20 protein-coding genes are annotated in these 26,091 nt (G+C 69.4%); 4 read left to right on the top strand and 16 right to left on the bottom strand.

Annotation, left to right across the window (positions count from 1 at the left end; translation table 11 throughout):
• Window positions 1–17: 17 nt before the first annotated feature.
• Entirely contained in the window at window positions 18–596 is a 579-nt protein-coding gene (locus VYJ16_RS06470; protein ID WP_336349478.1) for a hypothetical protein, read from the bottom strand.
• Between the two features lie 133 nt (window positions 597–729).
• Window positions 730–3,609, bottom strand: a complete 2,880-nt coding sequence (gene leuS, locus VYJ16_RS06465; RefSeq protein ID WP_336349477.1) for a leucine--tRNA ligase — start codon at window positions 3,607–3,609, stop codon at window positions 730–732.
• 194 nt (window positions 3,610–3,803) lie between these two features.
• Between leuS (VYJ16_RS06465) and leuS (VYJ16_RS06460) the strand changes: the two genes are divergently transcribed.
• The gene (gene leuS, locus VYJ16_RS06460) at window positions 3,804–6,662 is read left to right on the top strand and encodes a leucine--tRNA ligase (RefSeq protein ID WP_336349476.1); all 2,859 of its coding nucleotides are present in this window, start codon (window positions 3,804–3,806) and stop codon (window positions 6,660–6,662) included.
• 62 nt (window positions 6,663–6,724) lie between these two features.
• Here the strand turns inward: leuS (VYJ16_RS06460) and VYJ16_RS06455 are convergent, their stop codons facing one another.
• The 9 genes from VYJ16_RS06455 to trpS all read right to left on the bottom strand — a co-directional run bounded on the left by VYJ16_RS06455 (window position 6,725) and on the right by trpS (window position 19,636).
• Window positions 6,725–7,429 carry a hypothetical protein gene (locus tag VYJ16_RS06455; RefSeq protein ID WP_336349475.1) on the bottom strand — a complete coding sequence of 235 codons (705 nt, stop codon included), beginning with the start codon at window positions 7,427–7,429 and terminating at the stop codon, window positions 6,725–6,727.
• Window positions 7,430–7,561: 132 nt separating this feature from the next.
• Window positions 7,562–8,548, bottom strand: coding sequence for an ornithine cyclodeaminase family protein (locus VYJ16_RS06450; protein WP_336349474.1), 987 nt, complete (start codon window positions 8,546–8,548; stop codon window positions 7,562–7,564).
• A gap of 111 nt (window positions 8,549–8,659) precedes the next feature.
• A complete protein-coding gene (locus tag VYJ16_RS06445) occupies window positions 8,660–9,139 on the bottom strand; it encodes a CBS domain-containing protein (RefSeq protein ID WP_336349473.1) in 480 nt (159 codons plus the stop codon).
• A 282-nt stretch (window positions 9,140–9,421) separates the two neighbouring features.
• Window positions 9,422–11,110 carry a thermosome subunit alpha gene (gene thsA / locus VYJ16_RS06440; protein WP_336349472.1) on the bottom strand — a complete coding sequence of 563 codons (1,689 nt, stop codon included), beginning with the start codon at window positions 11,108–11,110 and terminating at the stop codon, window positions 9,422–9,424.
• Window positions 11,111–11,307: 197 nt separating this feature from the next.
• The gene (locus VYJ16_RS06435; RefSeq protein ID WP_336349471.1) at window positions 11,308–13,677 is read right to left on the bottom strand and encodes a methyl-accepting chemotaxis protein; all 2,370 of its coding nucleotides are present in this window, start codon (window positions 13,675–13,677) and stop codon (window positions 11,308–11,310) included.
• Complete coding sequence (locus tag VYJ16_RS06430) at window positions 13,674–15,929, bottom strand: DUF4350 domain-containing protein (protein ID WP_336349470.1); 2,256 nt, start codon at window positions 15,927–15,929, stop codon at window positions 13,674–13,676. The genes VYJ16_RS06435 and VYJ16_RS06430 overlap by 4 nt, the downstream gene beginning before the upstream one ends.
• Before the next feature lie 262 nt (window positions 15,930–16,191).
• Window positions 16,192–16,746: a KH domain-containing protein gene (locus VYJ16_RS06425; protein ID WP_227134093.1), complete on the bottom strand. Its 555-nt coding sequence runs from the start codon at window positions 16,744–16,746 to the stop codon at window positions 16,192–16,194.
• 125 nt (window positions 16,747–16,871) lie between these two features.
• The gene (locus VYJ16_RS06420; protein WP_336349469.1) at window positions 16,872–18,245 is read right to left on the bottom strand and encodes an MFS transporter; all 1,374 of its coding nucleotides are present in this window, start codon (window positions 18,243–18,245) and stop codon (window positions 16,872–16,874) included.
• Window positions 18,246–18,352: 107 nt separating this feature from the next.
• Window positions 18,353–19,636 carry a tryptophan--tRNA ligase gene (trpS, locus tag VYJ16_RS06415; protein ID WP_336349468.1) on the bottom strand — a complete coding sequence of 428 codons (1,284 nt, stop codon included), beginning with the start codon at window positions 19,634–19,636 and terminating at the stop codon, window positions 18,353–18,355.
• 305 nt (window positions 19,637–19,941) lie between these two features.
• Here trpS and VYJ16_RS06410 point away from each other — a divergent pair, with 305 nt between their 5' ends.
• On the top strand, window positions 19,942–22,047 hold the full coding sequence (locus VYJ16_RS06410; RefSeq protein ID WP_336349467.1) for a BGTF surface domain-containing protein: 2,106 nt from the start codon (window positions 19,942–19,944) through the stop codon (window positions 22,045–22,047).
• 3 nt (window positions 22,048–22,050) lie between these two features.
• Here the strand turns inward: VYJ16_RS06410 and rio1 are convergent, their stop codons facing one another.
• The 4 genes from rio1 to VYJ16_RS06390 form a co-directional block, all read right to left on the bottom strand.
• A complete protein-coding gene (gene rio1 / locus VYJ16_RS06405) occupies window positions 22,051–22,968 on the bottom strand; it encodes a serine/threonine-protein kinase Rio1 (protein WP_336349466.1) in 918 nt (305 codons plus the stop codon).
• 95 nt (window positions 22,969–23,063) lie between these two features.
• Window positions 23,064–23,573: a cupin domain-containing protein gene (locus VYJ16_RS06400; RefSeq protein WP_336349465.1), complete on the bottom strand. Its 510-nt coding sequence runs from the start codon at window positions 23,571–23,573 to the stop codon at window positions 23,064–23,066.
• Window positions 23,574–23,667: 94 nt separating this feature from the next.
• Complete coding sequence (locus tag VYJ16_RS06395; protein ID WP_227134088.1) at window positions 23,668–23,829, bottom strand: DUF6757 family protein; 162 nt, start codon at window positions 23,827–23,829, stop codon at window positions 23,668–23,670.
• A gap of 77 nt (window positions 23,830–23,906) precedes the next feature.
• Window positions 23,907–24,707 (bottom strand): PHP domain-containing protein, encoded by an 801-nt coding sequence (locus tag VYJ16_RS06390; protein WP_336349464.1) that lies wholly within the window; start codon window positions 24,705–24,707, stop codon window positions 23,907–23,909.
• 151 nt (window positions 24,708–24,858) lie between these two features.
• On the opposite strand from VYJ16_RS06390, the gene VYJ16_RS06385 reads away from it, so the two are divergent.
• Window positions 24,859–25,146, top strand: a complete 288-nt coding sequence (locus VYJ16_RS06385) for a DUF5789 family protein (RefSeq protein WP_336349463.1) — start codon at window positions 24,859–24,861, stop codon at window positions 25,144–25,146.
• An 84-nt stretch (window positions 25,147–25,230) separates the two neighbouring features.
• Complete coding sequence (locus VYJ16_RS06380; RefSeq protein ID WP_336349462.1) at window positions 25,231–25,482, top strand: hypothetical protein; 252 nt, start codon at window positions 25,231–25,233, stop codon at window positions 25,480–25,482.
• Between the two features lie 4 nt (window positions 25,483–25,486).
• On the opposite strand, the gene VYJ16_RS06375 is transcribed toward VYJ16_RS06380, so the two are convergent.
• Window positions 25,487–26,056, bottom strand: coding sequence for a DUF1684 domain-containing protein (locus VYJ16_RS06375; protein ID WP_336349461.1), 570 nt, complete (start codon window positions 26,054–26,056; stop codon window positions 25,487–25,489).
• Between the last annotated feature and the right edge of the window lie 35 nt (window positions 26,057–26,091).

Here is a 26,091-nt window from a genome sequence, read left to right as displayed (position 1 = left end):
GCGACCGGACGCCGGAGTCAGTCGAGGAAGCGCTCGACGTGGCCGCGGTGGTTCTCGTGGACGTCGTCCGTGACCGCGTCGAACCACGCGAGGGTCGTCTCGTCGCCGCCGTACATCGGGTGGTCGAGGTCGTCGACGAACGACGGCGTCGCGAGGAACGAGTCGACGCGCCCGTCGTCGGTCGGGACGACGCTCGCCTCGAAGAGGACGCTGTCGGCGACGAATGCCCGGTCTGGGTCGTCCTCGTGCCGGAACACGGTCCGTTCGACCATCGTCGGGTGGTCGACGCGCACGTCGACCGCGAAGAGCGCGCTGGCGGCACGCTCGGTCGCAGCGACCCAGTCGTCGTCGGGGCGCACGTTCCCCCCGAGCGGCGCGTAGGACTCGTCCCCGGCGAGGAGGACCCCGCCGTCGTCGTTCGTGATACCGAACTGGGTGACGCCCGCGAGTTGCTCGTAGCGCTCGCGGAGCGCCTCGAACTTCTCGGCCGGCAGGTCGCGTTCGTCCTCCTCGTACGGCACGTCTTCGCGCTCGTGGAGCGCCTCGGGGTCAGCGAGCGATTCAACTCGGGCCGCCGCCGTCGCGTCGTCTGTCATCTTTCGTGGACCTCTCGACCGAAAATTCTACCCGGGCGACAAGAAAGTATAGTGAGGAATGCTAGCACGCCCGAGCGGTCGAGGCATCTGGGTGGCTCGCGGAATCGGCCGACTCGGCCGGGTGGGCGTCGAGTCAGTCGACGTGGATGGCTGGCCGCCCGGGCCGCGCTCGCCCAGCGAGGTCGTCGCTGGCCTCGTCCGCCGCGTGGACGACGATAGCCGCGCCGAACTCGCGTTCGAGCAGCCACGCGGCCCGCTCCAGCGCCGCGCGTTCGCGTGCCGCGCCGAGGTTCGCCGGGAGCGTCCCGCCGTCGGCGAGGTCGCGAGCGTACTCGGCCGCGGCGTCACCGCGCTCGCGCATCGCGGCGTCCTGCATGACGGCGCTCGTCACCTCGCCGGGTCGGCCGCCGTCGTCGCCGACCGCGTCGCGAGCGAGCGCGAGCGCGTCGTACGTCCACTCGGGTGCGACGACGACCACGATACGCTCGGGGTCGTCGATACCGGCGGTGTCGACGATGTCCCGGACGTCCTCGCGCGTGCGCTCCACGAACCGGGACGCGGCGTCGTGGTCGTCGACGTCGCGCTCGACGACCGGCCACGGCGCGGTCGCGACGAATTCGCCGCTGTCGCCGGCGACCGCGGTCCCCTGCAGCGCGCTCCACGCGTCCTCGCAGACGTGCGGCGCGACGGGTGCGAGGACGCGAACGACCACGGACGCCCCGCGAGCGAGCACCCCAGCGTCGGCGGCCGCCTCGTCCCGGTACCGCGCGAGCAGCGACACGAGCGCGTCGACGTCCCGGAGCGCGCGGTCGAACCGCATCGCGTCGTACGCCGCCGTGACCGATTCGACGGCCGCGTCCACCTCGCGAGCGACGTACTCGTCGGTCGGCGACGGGTCGCGGTCGGCGGTGGCGGCGTCGACGCCCGCGGGAGCGTCCCCCTCGCTCGCTGCGACGTCCTCGGCGAGTGCATGCACGCGGTCGAGCAACCGTCGTCGCCGCTCGACGCCGTCGGGGTCCCACGCGAAGTCGCGCTCCGGTTCGGCCGCCCCCAGGGCGAACGCGCGAGCGGTGTCCGCGCCGTACTCGCGGACGATGCGCTCGGGCGCCACGCCGTTGTCCCCGGACTTCGACATCTTCGCGCCGTCGCTCCCGAGCACCATCCCCTGCGTCGTCAGCCCCTCGAAGGGCTCGTCGACGTCGAGGTGCCCGAGGTCGCGCAGCGCCTTCGCGACGAACCGCGCGTACAGCAGGTGCATGACGGCGTGCTCGCTCCCGCCGACGTACTCGTCGACGGGCAGCCACGGTGCGGCGGCGTCAGCGTCGAACGGCGCCGCGTCGGCGGCGTCCTCGCCGCCGGCGAAGCGCGCGTAGTACCACGACGAGTCCACGAACGTGTCCATCGTGTCAGTCTCCCGCTCCGCGGGGCCGCCGCAGTCCGGGCACGTCGTCTCCCGCCACTCGTCGGCGGCGTCCAGCGGGTTCCCCGTGCTCGCGACGAACTCGGGGAGTTCGACGGGCAGGTCATCCTCGGGGACCGACACCGGTCCGCAGTCCGGACAGTGCACTATCGGGATGGGCGTCCCCCAGTACCGCTGCCGGGAGACCCCCCAGTCCCGCAGACGGTACTGGGTCGTGGACGCGGCCGACGGCAGGTCGTCGACGAGCGCGTCCCGCGCCGCCTGGCTCTCCAGCCCGCTGTACTCGCCGCTGTTCACGAGGACGCCGTCGTCGGTGAACGCCGCCTCCTGGACGTCCACGTCGTCGGCGTCGGCGGGTTCGGCGTCGTCGTCCGGCGCGGGCGCGACGACCTGCCGGATGGGGAGGTCGTGCTCGCTCGCGAACGCGTGGTCGCGCTCGTCGTGGCCCGGCACCGCCATCAGCGCACCAGTTCCGACGTCGCTCAGGACGAAGTCCGCCACGTAGACCGGTATCTCCTCGCCCGTCGCCGGATTGGTGGCGGTCATGTCGGTCGCCACGCCTTGCGGTTCGTCGCCCTCGGGGTCGGCGACTTCCTCCACGAACTCGCGGACCGCGGGGTCGCGCTCGGCGGCCGCCTCGGCGAGCGGGTGGTCGGGGGCGAGCGCGAAGAACGTCGCGCCGTGGATGGTGTCCAGGCGCGTCGTGAACGCCGTCACGGCGTGCTCGTCGTCGGCGTCGTCGCCGTCGCCATCTTCGCCACCCGGGACCGAGACGGCGAAGTCGACCGCGGCGCCCTCGGTGCGCCCGATCCAGTTGCGTTGCTGGTCGCGGACGCTCGCCGGCCAGTCGTCGAGGGCGTCGAGGTCGTCCAGGAGTTCGTCCGCGTACTCGGTGATACGGAAGAACCACTGCTCCAGGTCTCGTTCCTCGATTCCGGTGTCACACCGCCAGCAGACCTCGGTCGCGTTCGCGCCGCCACCGACCTCCTCGACCTGTTCGTCGGCGAGCACGGTCTCGCAGTCCGGACACCAGTTCACCGCGCGCTCCCGGCGGTCGACGAGCCCGGCGTCCCGGAACTCGGTGAACAGCCACTGGTTCCACCGGTAGTAATCGGGGTCGCAGGTCGCGAGTTCGCGCGACCAGTCGAAGCCCATCCCCAGGTCCTCGAAGGCGGCCTTCATCGACGCGATGCACTCCCTGGTATAGGATTCGGGGTCGACGTCGGCGTCCGGGTCGTCCTCGCGAGCGGCGAGCGCGGCGTTCTCCGCCGGCAGCCCGAACGCGTCCCACCCCATCGGGTGCAGGACGTCGTCGCCCTGCAGCCGCCGGAATCGGGCGTAGGCGTCCGTGATGGCGTAGTTCCGCACGTGCCCCATGTGCAGTTCGCCCGAGGTGTAGGGGAACATCGCGAGCACGTACGCCGCCGACGCCGGGTCCGGGTCGTCGGGTGCTTCGAACACGTCCGCGTCGCGCCACGCGGTCTGGTACTCGCGCTCGACGCGCTCGTGGTCGTAGCCGTCGTTGGCGGCCGGTTCGGGCGTCGTGCCGGGGTCCTTGGCGTCGCCGGTCGTCGTCGAACCGTCTCGGTTCATGGCCGTGTCATACCCGACTCGACGAGAGCCACACCCTAAGGACACTCGGGCTGACAGGTCGCGCTGTCAGCCTCCGGCAAGAACTGCCACGCGCTACCACGCCACAGGCGTCGCGGTCGCGTCGGGGACGCCGTCGCGCACCCTGCCGACGTGCTATCGGTCGTTTATTGACGGTCGACCGCGCACGACCGTGTATGAGCGAGTACGACCCCCAGGAACTGGAGTCGAAGTGGCGGTCGCGATGGCGCGAGCAGGGGCGCTACGAGGCCGACCCCGCTGGCGACGAGGAGACGACGTTCGTCACCGTCCCCTACCCCTACCCGAGCGGTGGGATGCACATCGGGCACGCCCGCACCTACACCGTCCCCGACGTGTACGCCCGCTACCGGCGACTGCAGGGCGACAACGTCCTGTTCCCCATCGCGTGGCACGTCACCGGGACGCCCATCATCGGCGCCGTCGAGCGCCTGAAGAAGGGCGAGGAGGAGCAACTCGACGTCCTGAAGAACACCTATAACGTCGACGAGGACACGCTCCAGGACCTGGAGACGCCGATGGGGTTCGCGCGGCACTTCATCGAGGAGCACTACAAGAAGGGGATGCAGGACCTCGGCCTCAGCATCGACTGGCGCCGGGAGTTCACGACGAACGATGACCGGTACTCGAAGTTCATCACCTGGCAGTACCGCACCCTCAAGGACCGCGGGCTGCTCGAGAAGGGCCTGCACCCGGTGAAGTACTGTACGAACGAGGACCAGCCGGTCACGACCCACGACATCCTGGAGGGCGAGGAGGCGGAGTTCCAGGAGTACACGCTCGTCGAGTTCGGCGCCGAGATCGACGGCGCGGCCGTGACGGTGCCGATGGCGACGCTCCGCCCGGAGACCGTTCGCGGAGTGACGAACGCGTACATCGACCCCGACGCCGACTACGTCGTGGCGGAGGTCGACGGCGAGTTCTGGTTCGTCTCCGCGCAGGCGGCGCGCAAGCTCGAACTCCAGGGTCGCGACGTCGAGGTCCGCTACGAGTACAGCGGCGAGGCGCTCGTCGGCGAGACGGTGACGAACCCCGTGACGGGCGACGACGTCCTCGTGCTGCCCGCCGGGTTCGTGGACGCGGACAACGCGACGGGCGTCGTGATGAGCGTCCCCGCGCACTCGCCGGACGACTACCTCGCGCTGCAGGAGGCGAAGGCCGACGACGCCCGCATGGAGCAGTACGGTATCGACCCCGCGGCCGTCGACGCCATCGAACCGATTCCCATCCTCGACATCGAGGGCTACGGCGAGATTCCCGCGAAGTCCGCGGTCGAGGACGCCGGCATCGAGTCGAGCGAGGACCCCGCGCTGAAGGAGGTCACGCAGGACCTCTACAACGCCGAGTTCCACTCCGGTGAACTCCACGACGACTACGGCGAGTTCGCCGGCGGCGTCGTCGAGGACGTCCGCGACGAGTTCAAGGCGGCGTACCTCGGCGAGGCGTTCGACACGATGCAGGAGTTCAGCGAGGAGGTCGTCTGCCGCTGCGGTGGCGACGTCGAGGTCGCGAAGCAGGACACGTGGTTCCTCCGGTACAACGACCAGGATTGGAAGCAGAAGGCCCACGACGCGGTCGCCCAGCTCGACGCCATCCCGGACAACACCCGCGAGCAGTACGACCACACGGTCGACTGGCTGAACGAGTGGCCGTGCATCCGGAACTATGGGTTGGGAACGCGACTGCCGTGGGACGAGGACTTCGTCATCGAGCCGCTGTCGGACTCGACGATCTACATGGCGTACTACACGATCGCCCACCGCATCAGCGACGTGCCCGTCGAGGACCTCACGCAGGAGTTCTTCGACGCGCTGTTCTACGGCGCGGACGCGGTCGAGGGTGACGCGCCCGAGCAGGCGCTCGAACTCCGCGAGGAGTGGGACTACTGGTATCCCGTCGACTACCGGTGTTCTGCGAACGACCTCGTGAACAACCACCTGACGTTCTTCCTGTTCCATCACGCGGAGCTGTTCGACCCGGACAACTGGCCGGAGGGCATCACCGTCATGGGCATGGGACTGCTCGAGGGCGAGAAGATGAGTTCCTCGAAGGGGCACGTCGTCCTTCCCGGCGAAGCCATCTCGAACTACGGCGCGGACACCGTCCGGTTCTTCCTGATGAACTCCGCGGAGCCCTGGCAGGACTACGACTGGCGCGACGACCAGGTCGAGACGACCCAGGACCAGCTCCAGCGGTTCTGGCGGCGCGCCCAGGAGGTGGTCGACGGGCCAGCGGGCGAGAAGGACCTCGCGCAGGCCGACCGGTGGCTGCTCGCGCGCCTCCAGGAGACCGTCGACACGGTCACGGAGGCGATGGAGAACTTCGAGACGCGCACCGCGAGCCAGGCGGCGTTCTACAACCTGGAGGAGGACCTGCGGTGGTACCGCCGGCGTCGCGACCTCGACGCGCCGGGCGCGCGGTGGACGCAGCGCCGCGTCCTCGAGACGCGCCTGAAGCTGCTCGCGCCGTTCACGCCGTTCATGGCGAACGAACTCCACGAGGAACTCGCCGGCGAACCCGCCGAGGACGCGGCGTGGCCCGCGGTCGACGACGAGTTCGTGGACGAGTCGGTGCTCGTCGAGGAGCGCCTCGTCGAGGACCTCACCGCTGACGTGAACGACATCGTCGACGTCACCGACACCGACCCCGACGTCATCCGCGTGTACGCCGCCGCGGAGTGGAAGTACGACGTCCTCGATACGGTGCGAGAGGTCGGCAGCAACGTCGGCCAGGTGATGAGCGAGGTCATGAGCGACCCGGACCTCCGCGAGAAGGGCAATACCGTGAACGACCTCGCGCAGGACCTCGTCGAGTTCGTCCGCGAACGCGACGCTGAATCGCTGGACGCGCTCGAGTCGGTCGACGAACGCAGCGTCTACGAGGCGGCCGCGGACTTCCTCGGCCGCGAGTTCGACGCCGACGTCGAAGTGTACGCGGAGGACGGCGACGACGTCGTCGACCCCGCCGACAAGGCCGACCGCGCACAGCCCTACCGGCCCGCGGTCCACATCGAGTAACTCCCCACCTCAGACGGCGACGCGATGGCGCGTCCGCCGTCGCTCTGCTGCGTTTTCCCTCGTCACTCGCCCTCGCTGAGCACCTGATTCGTCCAGTGGACGCCGTACAGCCAGAACGCGACGAGGACGACGCCCGGGACGACGACGGCGTCCGTCGCGAACGCGCCGACGCCGTGAGCGGTCGCCACGGCGAGCACGGTCTTGACGAGCATGAGCGGCGTGCCGAGGACGCGCGCGTGCACGGGTTCCCCCGAGAGTCGCCACAGCGAGCGTTCTCGCGTCCGGACGTCCACGCCCATCGCGTCGAGGTCCGCGGCGAGCGCGGCGACGTCCGCCGCGTCGACCGCCGTCGACTGCGGTTTCGACGGAAGCGCGTTCGGGTGCTCGAACCGGACGAGGGCGACGTCCTCGAACGAGAGAATCTCGACGCCGACGAGGTCGTCCGCCGCGAACGCGTCGTACTCGCCGTTCCCGTACGGTTTGGACTTCGCGACCGTCCCTCGCTCGCGGTCGACCGCGAGCGTCGGCTCGACGAACTCGTGGCTCAGCCACAGCAGGCACAGCGAGAGTACGACCGGAACGCCGGCCGCGAGCGACGCGAGACCGTCGTGGACGCTCGCGGCGACCACCGAACCGAGCGGGACGCCGAGAAACACCGTCATCCAGAACCGGTCGCTCCCGACGAGCGCCGCGAGCGCGAACCGCGTTGGCGCGTCAACGACCCGCGGCAGCCGAACCCCGTACGCCACCACCTCCTCGTCGACCATCGTCCGGAGCACGCGCTCCCAGGAACATGTATTCTTGCAACCCGCCACCATCGAAACCAAGAACGACCGCGGGCAGCACCACAGCGACTGCCACGTCGCCCACCTACGTTGGATGCGTTCGAACGGAGGCGTCTACGTCTGGATGAGTTCGAACGGCGTGCCGTTGTCGTTCTCGAACGCGTGCTCGTAGACGACGTGCGCGGCGGCGACGTCCTGGATGGCGAGCCCGGTGGAGTCGAACACCGTGACGCCGTCGTCGCTGGTGCGGCCGTCGCGGACGCCCGTGACGATCTCGCCGATCTCGCCGTAGATGTCGTCGGCGTCCATCACACCCGTGCTGAAGGGGACGTTCACTTCGCCGGAGTGCGTGCACTGCTCGAAGTCGTCGATGACGACCTTCGCGTCGAGGAGCACGTCGTCCGCGAGCTCGTGTTTGCCTTCGGCGTCGGCGCCCATCGCGTTGATGTGCGTGTGCTCGCCGACGTCATCGGGCGTGACGATGGGGTCCTCGACGGGCGTCACCGTCGACACGATGTCGCAGTGCGCCGCGTCCGATATCTCGCCGCGCTCGACGTCGAAGTCGTCGCCGTAGACGTCCTTGAAGCGCTCGACGGCCTCGTCGCGGACGTCGCTCACGACGACCGTCTGGATGTCCCGGACCTGCGCGATGGCGTCCAGTTGCGTGTACGACTGCACGCCGGCGCCGACGATACCGAGCGAGGTGGCGTCCTCGACCGCGAGGTAGTCGGTCGCGACCGCGGCCGCTGCGCCCGTGCGCTTCATCGTCAACTCGGTGCCGTCCATGATGGCGAGGGGCACCGCCGTCTCGGGGTCCGAGTAGATCATCGTCCCCATCACCGTCGGGAGGTCGAAGTTCTCCGGGTTGTCGGGGTGAACGTTCACCCACTTGATGCCCGCGGCGTCCCAGTCGTCGGCCGCCATGTACGCCGGCATCGACCGGAAGTCGCCGTTGTACTTCGGGAGGTCCACGTAGGACTTCGCCGGCATCTTCGTCCGCCCCTCCTCGTAGGCCGCGAACGCGGCTTCGACCGCAGCCACCACGTCACCCATCTGCGCGTTCTCGTCGACGTCAGAACTGTCCAGCAGCAGTGTGTCCATGCGCCGAAGGTACCCCGGCACTCCACTTAGTTAAACCGGTAGGGATGTGGTTCAAGTTGTGCCGCGAGACGACGCCCCGTCCCCGATGATGCGCCGGGTTCGCGTCGCTCCTCAGCGCTCCCAGTGCGGGCGTCGCGTGCTCGATTCCCTGGCTTCGCTCACGATGTCGTCGTGCGCGGCGGCGACGTCCGACGACGTCAGGATACCCTCGAGGCGCATGTGTTTCGTGACGACCAGGTGCTTGATCTCGTGGTCGTTCATCGTCGCGACCGCCTCCGAGAGCGTCGCGTCCGGCTGGACCGTCACGAGCGGCGAACTCATGTACTCGCGGACGGGCGCACCAGTGATCGGGCGACGCAGGAGGAACATGAACCGCTCCAGCACGGACGCGTCCTCGAGCGGGTGCTCGAAGTCGTGGAGCGCGGTCTTGACGTCCGCGTCCGTCACGATACCGGTCTTCCGCGGTGGTGTTCCGGTCGTCACCACGAGACTCCCGACCTTCGCTTCGAGCATCTCGTGGAGCGCGTCCGTCATCGTGGCGTCCGCGTCGATGGTCTCGACCGGCGTCGTCATCACCGACTCGACGAACATTGCCTGTTGTCTCTCCCCCGCGGTTAGGTGTGTTTCGGCCATCGTGACTCGAGGACGACACCACTCCGCTCGCACCCAGCGTCGACCACGAGAACCCGTAGACAGCGTCGCCACTACGCGACCAGCGTCGAAAGCAAAGAACCGCAAGTCGGTCTGCGAGCGGGACGAGACGAATCGGGGTGGGGGAGCGTGTAACCGAAGCCGAAGTCATCTCGCGGGCTACGCCCGCTCGATATCGAGGGAGTATGCCGCTCGCCTGCGGCTCGCGTTTTCCTCCCTCGTTTACATCGCGCCGCCCATGCCACCCATGCCGCCCATGCCGCCCATGCCGCCGGGGCCGCCAGCGGGCGGGCCGCCGCCGTCGCCGCCGTCGTCGGGGTCGACCTGACCGCCGGAGAGGTCGCCCGCCGCGATGACGTCGTCGATGCGGAGCAGCATCACGGCCGCCTCCGTCGCGGACTCGATGGCCTGCGTCTTGACGCGGAGCGGCTCGACGACGCCCTCGTCGCTCATGTTGATGACGTCACCGGTGTAGGCGTCGAGGCCAGCGTCGGCGTCGCCGGCGTCGTGCTTGCTGCGGAGTTCGACGAGGCTGTCGATGGAGTCGAGGCCGGCGTTCTCCGCGAGCGTGCGCGGGATGACCTCGACGGCGTCGGCGAACGCCTCGATTGCGAGCTGTTCGCGGCCGCCGACGGAGTCCGCGAAGTCGCGGAGGGCGAGCGAGAGCTCGGTCTCGGGCGCACCGCCGCCGGGGAGGACGTGGCCGTCCTCGAGCGTCGTCCGAACGACACCCAGCGAGTCGTCGATGGCGCGCTCGACCTCGTCGACGACGTGCTCGGTGCCGCCGCGGAGGAGCATCGTGACGGACTTCGCGTCCTCGACGTCCTCGATGAGGATCTTCGTGGAGCCGGCGACGTCCTGCTCGACGACGTTCCCGGCGAACCCGAGGTCGTCGGCTTCGATGTCGCTGAGGTTCGAGACGATGCGGGCGCCCGTGGAGCGCGCGATGCGCTTCGCGTCGTCGCTGGACGTGCGGCGGACCGCGAGGATGCCTTCCTTCGCGAGGTAGTGCTGGGCCATGTCGTCGATGCCGTCCTGCGCGAAGACGACGTCGGCGCCGGCGTCGACGAGGTGGTCGACCATCTCCTTGAGCTGTGCCTCTTCCTGGTCGAGGAACTGCTGGAGCTGGTCGGGGTCGGTGACGTTGACCTCGGTGTCGATGTCGGCTTCCTTCACTTCGAGCGCGTCGTCGAGCACGGCGATGTTCGCGTCCTCGACGAAGTACGGCATGTTGTCGTGGACGCGCGTCTTGTCGACGAGCACGCCCTCGATGAGCTCGGAGTTCTCCGTGGAGCCACCGACGACCTTCTCGATCTTGATGTTGTCCGTGTCGATGCCTTCCTCGTCCTTGACGGCGAGGACGGCGTCGACGACGAGTTCGCTGAGGGTGTCCTTCGCGGACTCCGCGCCCTTGCCCGTCATCGCCGTGGCGGCGATCTGCGTGAGCGTCTCGCGGTCGTCCTCGGAGACCTCGATCGCGGACTCGGTGAGGATCTCCTTGGCCTTCTCGGCGGCCTGACGGTATCCCTGTGCGAGCGTGGTCGCGTGGATGTCCTGCTCGAGGAGGTCCTCGGCCTTCTTGAGGAGTTCACCGGAGATGACGACGGCGCTCGTGGTGCCGTCGCCGACCTCGTCCTCCTGGGTCTCGCTCACTTCGACGACCATGTTGGCCGCCGGGTGCTCGATGTCCATCTGCTTCAGGATGGTGACGCCGTCGTTCGTGACGACGACCTCGCCGCTGGAGTCGACGAGCATCTTGTCCATGCCTTTCGGGCCGAGGGTCGTGCGGACGGACTCCGCGACGGCCTTCCCGGCCGTGATGTTCATGGATTGCGCGTCCTTTCCGGATGTGCGCTGCGAGTCTTCGCTGAGTACGAGGAGGGGCTGACCGCCGCCCATCTGCTGTGACATAGGTATCTGGAAGATTGATTGTGATTCTATAAAAAAGTACTGGATTGGATCCGCAAGAACGCCCCACGGGGCACCCGAATAACCGTGCGAAACGTTCGCAAACGAAGGGGTTTATATACTGCCTGGTCGGCGTCGAATCCACCGGAACGTCGTCGACGAGAGCGACGACGATCCCGACGGGACCACCGCGGACGCCGTCAGTCGTCGTCCGCCGCCGGCATCGCGCGCTCGAACTTCGACGCCTCGAACCGACCGAGTTCCTGGTCGAGCTCCTCGGCGGTCGCCGCGAGCGAACTCATCGACTCGCTGACCTCCGTCAACGCCGCCGTCTGCTCCTCGGCCGCCGCCGCCGCCGTCTCCGACTCCTCGCTCGTCCGCTCGGAGATACGCGCCGCGTCGTCGACCATCGGCACGATCTCCTCCGTCGACCGCGCCTGGTACTGCGTGCTCTCCGTGATCTCCTGCACGCCGTCGTTCGTCTGCTCCGCGTAATCCGCGACGTCCTCCAGCGCCGCCGCCGCGTCCCGCACCGACTGCTCGTTCTCCGCGATGCGCGCCGACGCCCCCTTCACCTCGTCGACCGCCGCGTCCGCCTGCTCGCGGATCTGCTCCAGGGACGCCTCGATGTCCGCGGCCGCCTCCTTGGACTCCGCCGCGAACTCCTTGATCTGGCCCGCGACCACCGAGAACCCCTCGCCGCCCTCGTCGCCACCACCGCCGCGGGACGCCTCGATGTTCGCGTTCAACGCCAGCATGTTCGTCTGATGCGCCAGGTCCGAGATGACCGCGACGAGCTCGTCGACCTTCTCCATCTCGTCGTCGAGGCGCTCGATCTCCGCGACCGCGTTCGACGCACCCTGCTCTATCTCCTCGACGCTCTCGATAGCCGCCTCCGCGGCCTCCCGGCCCTCGCGACCCGTCTCGGCCGTCCGCTCCGCGAGGTCCGCGACCTCGCTCGACGTGCTCGCGATCTCCTCGGTCGTCGACGACAGCTCGTCGACCTCCGCGGAGACGTCCTGGAACCGCGCGTTCTGCTCCTCAGCACCGTCCGAGATCTTCTGTATCGCCTCCGTCACCCGGCGCGACGCGGTGTCGACCTCGTCGACGTTCTCGTTCACGCGGTCGCTCGCCGCAGCGACGTCCGACGCGAACGACTGGAGTTCGACGACCGCGCGCTCGAAGTCCGTCATCATGTCGTTGAACTCCTCCGCGATCGTCGACATCGCCTCGTTCTCGGACTCGGGGTCCATCCGTCGCGTCAGGTCGCCGTCGCTCGTCGCCTGCATCACCTCGCTGTACGCGGAGACCTTCCGCTCCAAGTGCTCGTTCAACTGCTCGGCGTCGTCGCGCGCGGCCTCCGCGCGCCGGATCTGCTCGCGGAGCGACCGCTGGGTCGCGTCGAACGCGCCGTAGAGCTGGCCGATGCTGTCGACGCGCGCCGTCGAGAAGTCGACGTCGAGGTCGCCGTCCTCGACGCGACGGGCCTTGCGCTTCAGGCGGTCGATGGACCGCGACGTCCGCAGACTCAGCGTCGTCGCGAACACGCCGACGACGAACACGAGCGAGATCGTGCCGACGAGCCCGAGACGCTCGACGCTCGACGCGAACCCGTACACGGACGCCGGGTTCTCGTGGCGGAGCACCACCCAGTTCGTGCCGTCGACGCGCTCGTGCGCGACGAGGTACTCGTCGGTCGAGAGCGCGTACTCGACGGCCGGACTCGCGCTGTAGCGGTTCACGCCCGCGGTCGACGACTGCGCGGTCTCGACGACCGCAGACGAGGCGCCGCCGTAGTACGCCTTCCCGTACCGACGGTCGCGTTCGTCGAACGCGACGACGCCGTCCTCGTCGACGACCTGCACGAACCCGTCCTCGCTCGCGTCCGACCCGATACCGATGTCCGCCGCCTCCAGGTCCGCGACGACGACGAGCGCACGACCACCGTCGGCCGCGGTCGCGTTCGAGACCCGACGATAGTACGCGACCTTCGTCGTGTCGTCGTGGGTGTAGACGTCGGAGACTCCGGTCGTCCCCTCGAACGCGTAGTTCGACTCGGCCGCCCACGCCTGCCGGGAGTTCGGCGTGGTGCTCGACGCGACGCTCGCCAGGCGCTCCCCGACCTCGTTCCGGTCGGTCGTGCTCGCGAGCACGCGCTCGGCGTCGAGATCCACGTAGTGGATGCCGGTCACGTACGCCGGCATCGCGGCGAGGGACTCGGACTCGAGCTCGCGTTCGACGTGCGTGTACGTCGCGTTCTCGTCGACGTTCCGCGCGACGATCTCGACGAGGTTGTGGTTCCGGTCGTTCCAGTTCTCGATGCTGTTCGCGGTCTGACTCGTCACGCCGAGCAGGTCCTGGTTCGCGTCCCCGGTCGCGCCGTCGGCGATGAACGAGGTCGCGCCGAGGCCTGCCACGCCGACGATTATCGTCAGCACGACGAACCACATCCCGAACTTGAGCGCGTAACTCCGCCGGATGCGTTCGGGGACTATCGTGCGCGAGAGCGCGAGCAGCCGCCCGCCGTCGTCGCTCCTCGCGTCGTCGGTCGTCGCGCCGTCGTCGCTCATCGCGCGTCACCTCCGTCGGTCACGGCCTCGTCGTCGCGCGCCCCGCCGCCGCGCCGGAGGCCGAGCGCGGCGAGGACCGTCGCGAGTCCGCCCGCCGCGACGGCACCCGGCACGAGCAGTCCGTCGAGCGGGCCACTGGATGCGTCGACGGCGGGGAACGTCGTCGTCGCCGGACTCGTCGTCTCGGGCGTCGTCCCGGGCGTCGACCCGCCCTGTGCCGCTCGCCCCGGGAGCGACGCGGTGCCGTCGAACGCCTCGAACAGCCCGCCGTAGGGGCGCGCGAACGACCGCGTCTCGAACACGGCCGGGTCGCCGCCGAGCCCGTTCGCGGCGTCGGTGACGGCGTCCGCGTTGAACCGAAGGTCGCTCCCGAGCCCACCAGCGACGTCGTTCAGGTACTCGAGGCGGTCGCGTTCGACCGCGCCCGACCCGAGCAGGACGACCGCACCGCCGGCGTCGCGGAACGATGCGAGCGCGTCGAGCTCCGCCGGCGAGAACGACGACGCGGGGGTCGCGACGACGAGCGCGCGAGCGTCACCGAGCGTCTCCGCGGTCACCTCGTTGCGCTGTTCGAGGTTCAGGCCCTGTCCCTCCAGGTACCGCTGGTAGTACGCCGCCTGCTCCGCGGCCGGTGCGTGCGCCGCCGCGTACTGTCCGTGCGCGCCGTCGACGAGGACGTCACCGTCCCGGTCGGCGAGTGCCGCCGCGAGGTTCGTCAGGAACGCGTGGTTCTCGTACGTGCTCGTGTCGACGCCGTACCCTTCGAGCGCCTCGTAACGCTCGTCGACGAGCGGTGCGCCGACGAGCGCGACCCGCGACTCCGGGTCCACGCCGACGAGCGGGATGCCGACGTCGTACGGTACCGCCGGCGATCCGTCCTGGGTCGCGGTCGACATCGCCCGCACCGGCGCGCGGTCCCGCGGGAGCTGGCCGTCCATCGTGCGAACGCTCGCCGGCGCCGGGAAGTAAAGCGACTCCACGCGCCGATTCCGGTACGACGGCGCGCTCGACACGTCGCTCTCCGTCCAGACGCCACGACCGGCCGCGCGCGCCTCGCGCTCCAACCGCTGGAACTCGCGGTGCGCGGCGAACCCGGAGTCGAACACGCGACCGAGCCCGTTCGCGACGAGTTCGCGATTGAACCGTCGCTGCTCGCCGTCGTCGTCCTCGTAGCGGACGTACGCGAGCAGGCGGTCCGAGCCGTCGCGCGTCGGCTCGTCGCCGTCGAACGCGAGCGTGACCGTCTCGTCGGCGAGTCGGTCGCGAGCGAACGCGGTCGCGTCCTCGGCGGCCGCGAGCAGGTGCTCGCTGGACCGCGCCGGCACGCCGTCGATGCCCTCGCGGTCCCGGAAGAACGACGCGAACGCCGACGAGAAGTTCCGCGTCGTCGGGACGAACGGCTGCCCGCCGTTGTGCTCGTCGTCGAGCACCTGGTCGTCGCCGAACCGGAACTCGAGGTCGAGCGCGTCCGCGATCGCGTTGTGGTTCCCCGTCGCGTCGAAGTCGTTGTAGTCCGCCTGATTGTGGAGGAACACGGCACCCCCGTCGTCGACGAACGACGCGACGGCGTCGAGCTCCGCGTCCGAGAACGCCTTCGACGGCGACGTGACGACGAGCGCGTCCGCGTCCGGGAGGTCGTCGACGAGCGACGTCGTCCCCCGCACCGAGTACCCGTGGTCCTCGGCGTGCGTGGGGAACGCCTCCACCTCCTCGGTGTCGAAGAACTGGTCGTGGCCTTCGTCCCAGAGGACGGTTCCGGAGCCGACGACCTCGTCCCAGACGTTCAGGAGGAACTCCTCGTTGTCCTCGTCGAAGTTCGGCGCGCCGTCCACCATGATGGCGCCGAACCCGACGACGCGACCGCTGACGGCGACGAGCGGTATCTCGCCGTCGGTGGCGACCGTCGGTCCTTCGCCGTCCGTGTCCTCGACGCGCGCCGTCGACTCGGACCGCACCGCGACCACCGAGTCGTCGGACAGCGGCGTCCCGTCGGGTGCGTGTAGCGACGACACCGAGTCGAACCGGAGCTGGAGCAGACTCCGGTCCTCGCGGTACGCGAGCCCCTCCCACTCCTCGGGACGCTCGAACTGTCGGCTGACCGCGCGCTCCGGCGCGTCCACGCCCAGGAGCCGGACGTCCTCGGTCGTCCCGTCCTCGAACTCGACCGTGATGGTGTCGCCGTCCTGGACGTCCACGACCGTCCCGGTCCGTTCGCCCGCGGGTGCCTGTCCTGCCGTCGCGTCGCCCCCCACGCCTCGCTGCCACCTGCTCGGACGGCCCGCAGCGACGCCGGAAGCCGAGAGTGCCGCCGCTGGAATCGCTCCGAGCAATGTTCTCCTATCCATGCTGTTGCACCAATCGCAATCCCTACGGAATCTTAATTGCGTTGGCTTATGACGGCGCTAATTTAAGACAACCTGTCGGACAAAAGTAAGTACCACTGGGGGGACTGTAGCGGACGCGTCGGTACTCGGGACGGGTAACGCGCGAGAACGACGAGGGAGCTATCGGCGTTCAGGTGCCGCCGGGGTAGCGGTGGTAGTCCAGCCCCTCGCGCTTGAGTTCGTTGTGCTTGCGTTCGAGGAACGAGTACACCGAGCCATGCGGGGCGCCGTCGAGCAGGCGCTCGGCGGCCTCGCGGACGATCTTCGTCTGCTTGGGCGACCCGATGATGCCGAGCGTCGACCCGTAGATGACGACCATCGCACCCGTCAACTCCTCCATGAGCTCGCGGGTGCGGCCGTTCTCGCCGATGAGTCGACCCTTCTTTCGCTTCATGTCCTTGCTGTTCCGGGCGACGGCGCCGATGTCGACGAGGTCGAACATCCGCATGTCGTCGTCAAGGAGCGTCAGTGCGTCCTCGGGCGCGAACCCGCGACCGATGGCTTCGACGATATCGGGGCCTTTCAGGGCGTCGACGGGGTCGCCGACCTGCTCGATGGCGACCTTCCCGTTCTCGGAGTCGATGTCGAGACGAACGCCCGCGCGAGACTCGATGCGTCGCATCGTCTCCCCACCCTCGCCGATGAGCACGCCGATGCGGTCCTGCGGAATCTTCACGTGCTGCATACGCCACAAATGGGCTCTCGCGACGCTTAAGACTTCGGCACCCCTCGCGCCCGCGTCACGTGGTCCCGTGGCGCTCGGGGTGCGAGCCCGCCGATTCTCGCCCGACACCGTCTTGCATGCCGTGGTCACGTCGAGAGCGTCTCGACGTCGCCGACCGCGGGGAGTCGGCGGATGCTCGGCACCGCGAGGTTGTACGCGGCGAGGAACAGGAGGCCGACGCCGCCGGCGTACATCACGACGGTCGGCCCGTAGGCTGCGGCGACGGCACCGCCGGCGAGCGCGCCGAACGGCGTCGCGAACGCGGAGACGCTCCCGACGACGCCCATGACTCTGCCCAGGAGCGCGTCGGGGACGAGCGACTGGATCATCGAGACGATGAGGACGTTCGTGATACCGGCGGGGACGAGTGCGAGCGCGAACAGCGGCACCGTCGCCGCGGGCGTCGACGCGTACACCGCGGCGAGCCACGCGACGCCACCGACGGCCATGGTGACGACCGCGAGCCGGCCGAACGCGCGGTCGCTGACGGCGTTCGCGGCGAGTGCGCCGACGAACATCCCGCCACCGAGTGCCGCCATCAGGAGCCCGTACGCGCTCGCACCGCCGACCGAACCGCCGAGGACGCCCGCGAGCGGCCCGCTCGCCGCGCCGACGACGTCCCCGTAGCTCGGGAGGACCGCGATGGCCGCGCCGAACGTGAAGTTGATGACGAGCGACCCGGCGAGCATCGGGAACAGCACGCTCCCGCGGACGAACGCCGCGCCCTCGCGGAGCGACTCGAGATAGCCGAGCGACGCGTCGGCGTCCGCGTCGTCGGCCGCACTCGAGTGCGGGTCCGCGTCGCCGCCGTCGGTCGCGACCGCGCCGGCGTCCGCGTCCGCGTCGCCCTCGGTTGCCGCGTCGCCGGTCTCGACGTCGGCGGCGTCGCGGTCGGGGAGTGCGAGCGTGGCGAACAGGAGTGCGGCGGCGACGAACGTCGCGGAGTCGAGGAGGAAGATGACGGTCGCGCCGACGACGGCGACGAGGAGGCCGCTGACGGCGTTGAACGCGGCGTCGACGCCCTGGTACGCCATGGAGAACGCGGAGTTCGCGGCGACGAGTTCGTCGTCGTCGACGATGCGCGGGAGGAGCGCGGACTGGGCGGGGTAGACGAACTGGTTGAGCAGCGAGAGCAGCGGCATCACTGTCAGGACGACCCAGACGGTGAGGTTCCCGGTCCACGCTGCGATGGGGATGGCGAGGATGAGCACGGCCTGGACGAGCTGGGTGGCGACGAGCAGGTGCTTGACGTTCCAGCGGTCGACGAGCGGCCCCGAGAATGCCTGGAGCGCCTGCGGTGCCATCGTGAGGAATCCGGCGAGCCCGCTGTAGAACTCGTTGCCGGTGAGGTCGTAGACGAGCCACATCGCGGCGATGAAGTACAGGCTGTCGCCGGCGTTCGTGACGAGGCGACCGGCGAACAGCCGCGTGAAGTTCCGATTGGAGAGGAGCGAGCGCATGGTATCCGAGACGCCACCCATCCGGATATAGGTAATCAGAATTACACTTCTGTAGGGGACGGAACAGAAATCTCGTTCTGTTCGCGCCAGTCCAGAGAGAGCGCCCGCTAGAGGCGCGGGACGCCCGCCGCATCCAGCGCACGCTCGCGCTCCGCCTCGGTCAACCGGTACGGTTCCAGCTCGTCGCGGACGTCACCGAGCGCGTCGCGCCGCCGCTGATGCGATTCGAGGAACTCGGTGATGGCGTCAACTGCCTCCAACTTCAGCTCGCCGGAGAGCAACTCGCCCTCACGGTACTGCGTCGCCAGTTCCGCCAGCCGGTCGTCGTCGCGCTCGAAGAAGTATCGGAGGTACTGGAAGGCGACGTCGACGCTCGGGTCGCCGCCGTGCTCGCGGTGCTCGCTGACGCTGTCGCGACCGCCCGAGTACGCGTGCTCGAGGACCTTCTCCCGGACGGTCTCTGCGTCGTCGGTCAGGTAGATGGCCGCGCCCTCGCTCGAACTCATCTTCCCCGGCCCCGCGAGGTCCGGGAGGAACTTCCCGAGCAACGCACCCGGCTTCCGGACCGGGTACCTGGCTTTCGCCGCGACGTCGCGACTCACGCGAACGTGCGGGTCCTGGTCGACCGCGACCGGCACGAGCGTCGGATGCGCGCCCTCCACCAACTGCGGGAGCAGGAGGTGCGCGGTCTGCACCGCCGGATAGAACCCCATCCCGACGTTGTCCGGCCGCCCGTACGTCGCCTCCAGTTGGTTCATCGTGACGTCCTTCGCGAACGTCGCCGCGAGCGGATACACGACGTCCGCGTCCGCCGAATCGAGCACGAACCGCGTGCGCTCCGGGTCGAACCCGATCGCCAGGAGGTCCCGCAGGTTCTCCCGCGTCGCCTCACCCACCGCCTCGAACGTCAAGTCCTTCGAGAGGTACTTCTCGTCGTCCGACAGCGGGACGTACACCGTCGCGCCCGTCGCGTCCTGCAGCTCCTTCGCGAGGTAGAACACGAGCGCGTGCCCGAGGTGCATCGGCCCCGACGGCCCCACCCCGGTCACGATGGAATGCGTCCCGCCCGCGCCGTCCTCGCCCGTGGCCGCGTCGACGTCGGCCGTCGCGGCGTCGGCCGTCACGGCGTCGCCCGCGGCCGCGTCGAGGTACGCGTCGACGTCCCGGCCCGCGTAGTAGATGCCTCGCCGCAGCATCGGATGGTCCGGGAACCGCCGGACGTCCTCGGCCGTCAATCGGTCCGCCCCGAACTCCTCGAGGAGCTTGTCGTAATCGAGTTCGCCGGAGACCTCGTACGGCGTCACCACGAACCCGTCGCCGTCGCCCGCGTCGGTCTCGTTCGGCTGTTCGGTCGTCGATTCGGCTGTCGCGCCGTCGTCGTGCGCTGGCATGTGTGTCGTAGCTGTGTCGCGTGCGGTCGGCTGTCCGGTGCGGCGTCGAGAGAACGAGTGAGCGCGACCGCCCGCGACGCCGAGTTACGTCCGGCGACGCACGCAGACCACACTGTCCGCTCCCGAGGACTGCGTGCGCCAGCGCCAGCAGGGAGCGGACTCCATCACCAGCACGTCCACGACGCGTCGACAAGAGCGTTACGACGGCGTGCCAACTGACCGCGCACCACGAACGCCCGCGCTGGCGCCGTCGAGGCTGGCGTTCCAGGGGAAAGCACTTGCCGGAATCCCGACAACACGCCCCCATGCTCCGCCCTCCACGACCAGCCACGGCCGTCGTCGTCGCCGCGCTGGTGGTCCTCGCCGGCGTCGCACCGGCGATAGCCGCCACGGACGCGACCGCGACCGACCACGCGTCCGACGGCGACTCGCTCGACGCCGCAACGCCCTCGGCCGAGAACGCGACCGTCGACGCCTGGCGCGTCCCCGGCTACGTCGACGCCGCGAACGCGAGCGCGAGCGAACTCGCGAGCTACCACGAACCGGGCGTTCGAACGAACGTGACCAGCGACGACTATCTTGCCGTCGCGGTCGATTCTCCCGACCTCGACGCCGCCGTCGCTGACCGAAGCGGGAACGTGACCGAGCGCGTGCTCGCCGCGTTGACCGACAGCGGTCGGCTAACGCTCGTCCAGACCGTGGAGACGACCCCGGTATCCCTCCAACCTGGTGTCCTCTGGCTGAACGCGTCGAACACCCGTGCGGTCGACGGATCTACCGCCGACCGATACGTCCTCGTCGTCGACGTCGACGAGACGATCGGTATCCGCGACGGCCATCTGCTCGACGGTGACCGGTCGTTCGCGGGTGCCTACGAGGACCACGTGGGTACCTCGAACGTCCTCGGGTTCTTCGAGGAGAGCTGGACAGAGGAGACTCGGACGTTCGCGGCGAACTATCGTGAGCGTTCGGACGACCCTGTCGTCGCCGAGAGCCGACCGGTCGCGTTCGTCTACCCGTCCAACGAGAGTGCAACCGTCGACACCTGGCGCGTCCCCGAGTCCGTCGACGTCGCAAACGCCAGCGAGAGCGAAGTCGCGAGCTTCCGGAACCCCACCGCGGAAGCGACGAACGTCACGGCGCGGGACCGCCTCGTCGTCGACGTCACCGTCCCCGGGCTCGACGCTCGCGTCGCGAACGCTTCGGGGAACGCGTCCGCGAACCTGACCGCGCGCGTCCTCGCCGCGCTGAACGAGAGCGGGCACTTCGCGGTCCGGCAGACCACCGACACCACCACGCCCGAGCGCCAGTCCAGGAGCCTCTGGCTGAACGCGACGAACGTCGACGCGCGCGACGTCGCCGGCGACGACCGCTACCGCCTCGTCGTCGACCCGTCGAAGGTCCTCGCCGTCCACGCCAGCCCGTTCGACGATCCGAGCGCGGTCGCCGCCGAGTACCGCGACGACGACGAGGACTACCGCTTCGACGGTCTCTTCGAGGACGGCCTCGACGCGTACGAGGTCTACACCGCGCGGTACTACGCGAACGACAGCGTCAGCGGCCTCGCCGCGACCAGCCGTCGCGTCAAGTTCCGCCCCGCGGCCGCGTTCGTCGCCACGACCGGCCCGCTCGAACCCGGCGCGAACGTCACCGTCGCCGGCACGACGACGGTCGCGCCCGGCACCGAACTCGCGGTCACTGCCAGGACCGACGCCGGCGTCGTCGCGACCGCCGTCGCCACGGTCGACGACCGCGGGCGGTACGACGCGACGCTCGACCTCGCAGGCGTCGACGCCCCCACGACGGTGAACGTCACGGTCGCGCTCGCCGCGAACCGCTCGCGGACGCTCACCCGCGCCCCCGCGACACTCGCGGTCCGCGAACGGCGCGCCGTCATCGAGTTCGACGACCAGACGACGTCCACGGGGTACGTCTCGGCGCGCGCGAACCTGAGCCACGGCGGCGTGCTCGTCCTCCGGAACGACACCGGCGTCGTCGACCAGACGACCGTCCTCGACGCGGGCGTCGACCAGACCGTCACGTTCTCGCTCCCCGCGGCCGCCGCGAACGGCACGTACCGCGTCGTCGCGTACCGCGTCCGCGACGACGGCACGCACGGCGAGCGCTACCCGAACGGGAGCGCCAGCGCGACCATCACGTTCGAGGCCGAGACCACGACGACGCCACCGACCACGAACACGACGACGCCACCGACCACCACGTACAACGAGACGCCCATCCTCGGCGATGACACCGAGACCACCGCGACCAGGACCAGCGGGCGGCCGACGGTCGACCCCACCACGCCCGTCGCCGAGGACCCGATTCCCGGGTTCGGCGCCGGGGTCGCGGCCGCGGCGCTGCTCGCGGTCGTCCTCGTGGGTGCGTCCCGCCGTCGCCGGGACTCTTGACGGCTAGCGGGCGTTCCGGTTGTCGTCGCCGTCGCTCGACGGGTCCGAGTGCTCGACGACGAACTCGTAGCACTCCTCGCCCGTGACGTCGAGGCCTTGCCGTGAGAAGAAGTTCGCGACGTTCCGGCAGTCGCGTTTCAGGAAGTCCTCGCTGTTCGGGTGATGGACGGTGACCGCCTGGCCGAGGTCGATGACGACGAGTTCGCCGTCCTCGATGACCATGTTGTACTCGGAGAGGTCGCCGTGGACGAGTCCCGCCGTGTAGAGCCGGCGGATGTACTCGCGGACGACGTGATAGGCGGTCTCGGGGTTTTCGACGTTCACCTCCGCGAGCCGGCGGGCACGCCCGCCCTCGTCGGTCCCGATGTACTCCATCACGAGCACGTTCCGCTCCACCGCGAGCGGGTTCGGCACGCGGACGCCGGCCTTCTGGGCGCGCTTGAGGTTCGCGTACTCCTTGCGCACCCACGCGAGCACGACCTGGCTCTTCTTCCCGCCGATGCCCTCGAAGCGCGGGTCGCCAGCGAGGTAATCCCGCATGTCCCGGAAGTCGCTCGCGTTGATGCGGTACACCTTCACCGCGACCTCCGGTTCCGGTTCGTCGAGTGCATCGGCGGCCTCGTCGCCGCCGAGCGCGGTGTAGACGTTCGCCTCCTTCCCGGTCGAGACCGGACCACCGAACGCGGACAGCCAGCCGTCCTGGACGAGCTTGTAGAGCGCCGCGTACGTCGCGTCGTCGAACACCGACGCCTCGACCTTGAACTGGTCGGCGTCCTTGATGCGCTTGCGGAACTCGTTGAACTCTCGGTCGCGCTTGCGCGCGATGCGGTCCGCGTCGGTGTCCGAGACGTCGATCTCCTCCCACTCGTCACCCGGTGTGTCGGCCTCGCTCGGGTCCACGAGACCGTACTCGCCTGTCATCTACCACTAGGTCTGGCGGGCGAGCCCTAAAGGACTGGCGTACGCCCCCAGCAGTGTCGTCGCGACGGAACGCCGGCGGTCTCGCTAGCGTCGACCTACGTGTACCGCGCGGTCTCGCCGTCGCAGTCCTCGCAGACGGCGAGGATGGCGTCGCGGTCGTCGGTGAGTTCGATGCGGTGCGCGGTTCGTTCGCCGCAGGGCTCGCAGTCGCGGAGGAGGTCGAGGTCGCCGGGGTCCTGGGGTGCGCCGACGGCGAACACGACGGCGCGCTCGTCGCCGTCGTTCCGGCCGCGCTGGTACTCGCCGGGTGCCGCGCGGACGACCTCGCCAGCCTGGGCGACGACCGTCTCCGCGTCGTCGCCGTCGGGGCCGGCGAGTGCGGCGTCGCGGTCCGGGTACGTCTCGAACGTCACCGCGCCTTCCTGGACGACGAACACCTCCTCCTGGCGCTCGTGAGCGTGCACGCCGAACGCCAGGCTCTCGCCCGGTTCGAGCTCGTAGTGGTTCGCGCCCAGGTTCGCGAGCCCGAGCGGTTTCGCGAGCGACGCCCGGACCGACCCGGGCCCCATGCGTGACTCCAGTTCGTCGACGGAGACCTTCTTCATACCCGCGACGACGACCGGTCACGTACTAAATCCGGCGTCGAACGCGGTCGCTCGCGAACCGGCGCGCGGAGAACGGTGGTCGTCGTGGCCGCAGTCAGGCGCGGTCGACGTCGACGTGCTCCTTGAGCGCCTGCAGCTCGTCCGCGTCCGAGAGCTCCTCCAGGCGTTCGCGGAAGTGAACCTCGCAGAGTCCGACTTTGACGCCTTCGGTCGACGCGGCGAAGGCGGCTTCGTCGTCGCAGTAGTGACACTTCATGTTCAGTTATTGGGGCTGCGAGGCATTGAAGGCTGCGTTCCAGGCGACGCTGCAGGGCCGGTGGTCGTGCCGGCCCCTCAGGCGTCGCCGTGGGCGGCGAGACGCTCGCGGAGGGGCTCGTAGTCGGCTTCGTCGAGCCCGCAGACGCCGAGTTTGCGCTCGTGCGCGTCAGTGCCGGCGGTCACGAGGAGGTCGTGCTCGGTCGCGGCCGCGTCCACCGCGGCGAGGTCCGCGTCGACGCCGTCGCCGTAGGGGTAGTCGCGTTCGACCGCGTCCAGTGTCTCGGTGAGTGCGAGCGCGCGCTCCGGGTCGTCGTACCGGAACGGGTGCGCGAGGCCGACGACGGCACAGGCCTCGGCGAGGACCTCGCGGCCCTCGTCGAACGTCGGGACGTCGCGCGCGACGTAGCACGGCCCGTCGTTCCCGATGAGGTCGTCGAACACGCCCTGGACCGTGTAGTCGGTGTCGGGGTGGTCGGCGACGGCGCGCGCGACGTTCGGCCGCCCGAGCCCGGGCCGTCCTTCGATGCCGAGTTCGACCCCGAGGTGGTCCTCGACGTTGTCGATGATGCGCTGCCCGCGTTCGGCGCGGTCGGTCTGGACGCGGTCGACGAGCGCGGCGAGCGCGTCGGTCTCGACGACGCCGTACCCGAGGAGGTCGACGCGCCCGAAGCCGGCGTCGACGCGGAGTTCGATGCCGTGGACGAGCGTCACGCCGTCGCGCTCGACGACCGGTGCGTCGAGGCCGGGGTGGGTGCGGTCGTGGTCGGTGACGGCGACGACCGACACGTCGGCGTCGCGCGCGGCCGCCGGCACCTCGTCGAGTTCGAGCGTGCCGTCGGAGTTCGTGGTGTGCGCGTGGAGGTCGGCGTAGGGCATGCTCGCGCTTGCGGGGCGACCACCAAGGACCTGTCCACTACGGGTCGGTCGGAATCCCTCGCTCGCGGTCCTTAAGGAATATAACCACTACCCAACCCACCAAGGACGTTAGTGGACAATGTTTATAATTATCTTTCACACGCTATTGGGTATGCGCCTGAACGGCACCGGCGACGCCATCGCGAACCAGACGTACCCGCTCACCACCGACGACCTCACCGACGCCATCGGCGACGACGAACTCGACCTCGCCGAAGGCACCGAGACCATCGCCGACATCCTCCAGCGATTCGGCGACCAGACGTTCCACACGCCAGAAGAGGTCGAACACACCCTCCAGGCCGGCGTCTGCGAGCGCGCCATCGGCCGCAAGGGCTACTCCGACCGCGACCCCACCACGCCCGGCAGCGTCTACGGGCACGAGTGCGTCTCCTTCTGACCACCACACCGCCCTCGACGCGGGCCACACGGACCGCTCCGACCAGACACAAGACTTTCACGACGCGCAGCGGACGCCACGCGCATGCCCAGCAAGCGCGACCGCCCCGCCGCTCCAGCCTCGCAGGCCGACCAGCGACCGCGCACGAGCACGAAACACGACGTCCTCCTCGAACTCGCCGTCTGCTGCCTCGCGCTCGTCGCCGCCGGCACCATCACCACCACCGACGCCCTCCCCGACCTCCTCGTCTTCTTCGCGTTCCTCGGCACCGTCGCCATCGCCGCCGGCACCGCCGCCCTCGCGTGCTACGAACTCGTCACCAGCGACGCTGACTGACCGGTCACTCCCAGTCCTTCTCGCCGGCCTCGACGGTCGTCTCCAGCCAGTTCTCCTCCGGCGGCAGCGGGCACGCGTACGCGTCCGAGAACGCACAGAACGGGTTGTACGCGAGATTGAAGTCGACGGGGATCTCCTGGCCGTCTTCGAGTTCGCCCTCGGCCTCCAACTCCATGTAGCGGCCCGCGCCGTACGTCTGCTGGCCGGTCGTCTTGTCGCGGAACGGCACGAACAGCGACTCGCGGTCCTCGCCCTCCTGACGGTACCCCGCCAGCGAGTGCGTCTCCCCGTCGAGCTCGAACGTCAACTCCGCGACCTTCAGGTACCGCTGCTCGCCGCCCGTCGACGTCTCCATCCGGTACACGTCCTCGTCGTCCCCGCTGGTCAGATGCACCGTCGCCGTCACGCGATACGCGGGGTCCGGCGCGAAGTACTCCAGGCCCTCGAAGTCGTCGCGTTCTTCCTTCGGAATCGGCGAATGCGGGTGACTCCCGAAGAACTCGTCCTTCTCCTCGCGATTCTGTTCCAGCTCGCGCTCCCACGCGTCCACGTCGAACTCCGCAGTCTCACTCATACCCCAGAATTCGCCCTCGCACCGGAAGGCCGTTC

Source organism: Halorubellus litoreus (assembly GCF_037081675.1).
Lineage (GTDB): Archaea > Halobacteriota > Halobacteria > Halobacteriales > Natrialbaceae > Halorubellus > Halorubellus litoreus.
Note: the sequence above shows the minus strand (reverse complement) of the source record. Positions and strands in the feature narration are given on the sequence as shown.